This is a genomic window from Streptococcus sp. (assembly GCF_032481935.1).
Taxonomy (GTDB): Bacteria; Bacillota; Bacilli; order Lactobacillales; family Streptococcaceae; genus Streptococcus.
On the sequence record NZ_JAWERU010000077.1, the window covers coordinates 1 to 3,502 of the forward strand.

At 37.1% G+C, this 3,502-nt stretch carries 1 protein-coding gene; it reads left to right on the forward strand.

From position 1 onward, the window contains the following. The coding region (locus E7C97_RS09185; RefSeq protein WP_316109021.1) for an SNF2-related protein at window positions 1-3,502 on the forward strand (3,502 nt) is incomplete at both ends.

The following is a 3,502-nucleotide window of genomic DNA, read 5'->3' on the forward strand; positions in this document are numbered from 1 at the left end:
TGAGGAGGATAAGCGTGTCTGGATCAATCCTTATTTTGATGGGAAATACAATACACAAGTTTTGGGTGAATATGAGGTACGTAATTTTAATGGAGGAACTCTCAATGTTAAGGGAGTATCAGAAACATTAGCTACTGACATAATGAAAGCATTAGAGAATGTGGAAGCACCTAAACAAATTGACAATTCTTTGAAAGCACCTGTTTTTATCCAAGAAGAAGTGGATAATTCTATCCCAAGTCGTATACGTGAGGACTTAGCGCTCTATTCTTTTGGATATGAGGGAAATCAAATTTATTATCGAGATACGCATGGCATTCGGAAAAGTTCAAAAGTAGACGAAATTAGTTATTATGTAGATGAGAAGGGAGATTTTAAAGCTTGGGACAGTTCTTTGTCTGAACATAAAATAGATCGATTCGTGCAACTTCATTTGACAGATGAGGAAGCACTAGATGTATACAAGTCAGAAGAAGCGAGTAAAAGAGGGAAATATAAGGGACTGTTCAAAAAAACTGTCTTTTATGAAAGTCCCTTATCGGATAAGGACATTAGTCGTATTAAGAGCATGGTTGATTTGAGAGAGACCTATCAAGCCTTAATTGAAATTCAACGCCATCCAGATTATAGTCGGGCTGATTTTCAGGAATTGCTTGGCAAATTGAATCATGACTATGACCGCTTTGTAAGTCAATTTGGATACTTGAATGCCTCAATCAATCGGAACTTATTTGATAGTGACGATAAGTATTCTTTACTAGCAAGTTTAGAAGATGAATACATCGATTCTAAAGATCAGAAAGTAAAATATAAAAAATCTTTAGCTTTTGAGAAAGCATTGGTTAGGCCGGAGAGAGTGATTGCAAGAGTTTCAACAGCTCTAGATGCCTTAAACTCCAGTTTATCGGATGGTAGAGGAGTTGATTTAGACTATATGGTATCCATTTATCCCGAACATAGCCAAGCTGCTATTTTAGATGAGTTAGGTGACCAGATTTTAATGGATCCAGAAAGCTATTTAAGAGGGGAAAGAAAATACCTTTCTAAGAACCAGTTTTTATCAGGAGATATTCTCAACAAGATAGAAGTAGTTCAACTATTAGTAGAGGAAAACAACCAAGAATATGATTGGAACCATGCTTTAGATTTGTTAGAATCTGTTCGCCCTCCACGGATTCATCTGGCAGATATTGAGTTCAAAATAGGGTCACGTTGGATTCCTCAATCTGTTTATGGTAAATTTGCCTTTGAATGTTTCACCAATCGTGAATTTGAACTGTCTTCGCCAGATGTTGAACAAGTCATTGAAGTGAATCCTGTCGATGGCCAGGTTCATTTAAGGACATCATTTGCTTATCGCTATCCAAGTGCCAAAGATAGTAGTCTTGGAGTCAGTGGGTCACGTTATGATACAGGAAGAAAGATTTTTGAGAATTTACTAAATTCAAACCAACCGACGATTACTATGACTGTTACGGAAGGAGAAAAGAAAAAGACCATCACAGATTTGGAAAAAACCTCTGTTCTAAGAGCAAAAGAGCAGCATTTACAAGAGCTCTTTCAAGAATTTGTCTCACGGTATCCAGAAGTCCAACAAGTCATTGAGGAAAGCTATAATCGTCTTTATAATCGGACGGTTAGTCGAGAGTATGATGGTAGCCATTTAGTCATTGATGGCTTGGCACAAAACATCAGTCTTCGTCCTCACCAAGAGAATGCCATTCAAAGAATCGTAGAAGAAAAAAGAGCCTTGTTAGCTCATGAGGTAGGTTCAGGAAAGACCTTGACCATGCTTGGTGCTGGGTTTAAATTAAAGGAGTTGGGGATGGTTCATAAGCCCTTGTATGTAGTACCTTCTAGTTTGTCTGCTCAATTTGGTCAAGAAATCATGAAATTTTTCCCTACTAAAAAGGTCTTTGTGACCACTAAGAAAGATTTTGTGAAGGCGAGAAGAAAACAATTTGTGTCACGTATTATTACAGGAGATTACGATGCCATTGTCATTGGGGATTCTCAATTTGAAAAAATCCCTGTCAGTAAGGAAAGACAGATGAATTATATCGAGGATAAACTTAATGAACTACGAGAGATTAAAACACATTCTGAAAATAAGTATACCGTTAAAGAAGCAGAGCAATCAATAAGTGGTCTAGAGAAACAATTGGAAGAACTGCAACGCTTTAATCGTGATAGCTTTATTGATTTTGAGAACTTAGGAATTGATTTTCTCTTTGTGGATGAAGCACATCACTTTAAAAATATTCGTCCGATTACTGGACTTGGGAATGTAGCAGGGATTACCAATACAACCTCTAAGAAGAACGTGGATATGGAAATGAAGGTTCGAAAGATTCAGGAAGAACATGATTTTAAAAATATTGTCTTTGCGACAGGAACACCTGTCTCCAATTCTATTAGTGAGTTATATACTATGATGAACTACATTCAACCCGATATCTTAAAACGCTATCAAGTTGATTATTTTGACTCTTGGGTAGGTGCTTTTGGAGAAATTCAAAACTCTATGGAATTAGCTCCTACAGGGGATAAGTACCAACCTAAGAAACGATTTAAAAAGTTTGTCAATCTACCTGAGTTGATGAAAATCTATAAAGAAACAGCCGACATTCAAACACAAGATATGTTGGATTTACCTGTTCCAGAAGCTCATATTATCCCTATTGAGAGTGAGTTAACTGAAAAACAGAAACTCTATCTAGAAGAATTAGTTATGAGGTCAGATATGGTCAAATGTGGAACAGTTGATCCGAGTCAGGATAACATGTTAAAGATAACAGGTGAGGCACGGAAACTAGCAATTGATATGCGTTTATTGGACTCTAGTTATAGTCTAGCAGACAATCATAAACTGCTTCAGGTAGTGGATAATGTTGAAAGAATTTATCGTGAGGGAATGGGAAATAAGGCTACTCAGATGATTTTTTCAGATATTGGCACACCTAAGAAAAAGGACAATGGCTTTGATGTCTATTCTGAGATTAAGGCTTTATTAGTTGATAGAGGAATCCCTAGTAAGGAGATTGCCTTTGTACATGATGCCAATAGTGATGAAAAGAAGAATAGCTTATCTCGAAAGGTCAATGCAGGAGAGGTGCGGATTCTCCTTGCCTCAACCGAAAAAGGAGGAACAGGTTTAAATGTTCAGAGCAAGATGAAAGCAGTTCATCATCTGGATGTCCCTTGGAGACCAAGTGACATTCAGCAACGCAATGGACGTATTATCCGACAGGGAAATGAAAACAAGGAAGTGGATATTTACCACTACATTACAAAAGGTTCATTTGATAATTATCTATGGGCAACTCAGGAGAACAAACTCCGTTATATTAAGCAGATTATGACTTCTAAGGAACCGATTCGTGCTGCGGAAGACATTGATGAACAGACTATGACAGCTTCTGATTTTAAGGCACTAGCAACAGGTAATCCTTATCTCAAATATAAGATGGAACTAGAGAATGATCTAACTCTATTAGAAAAT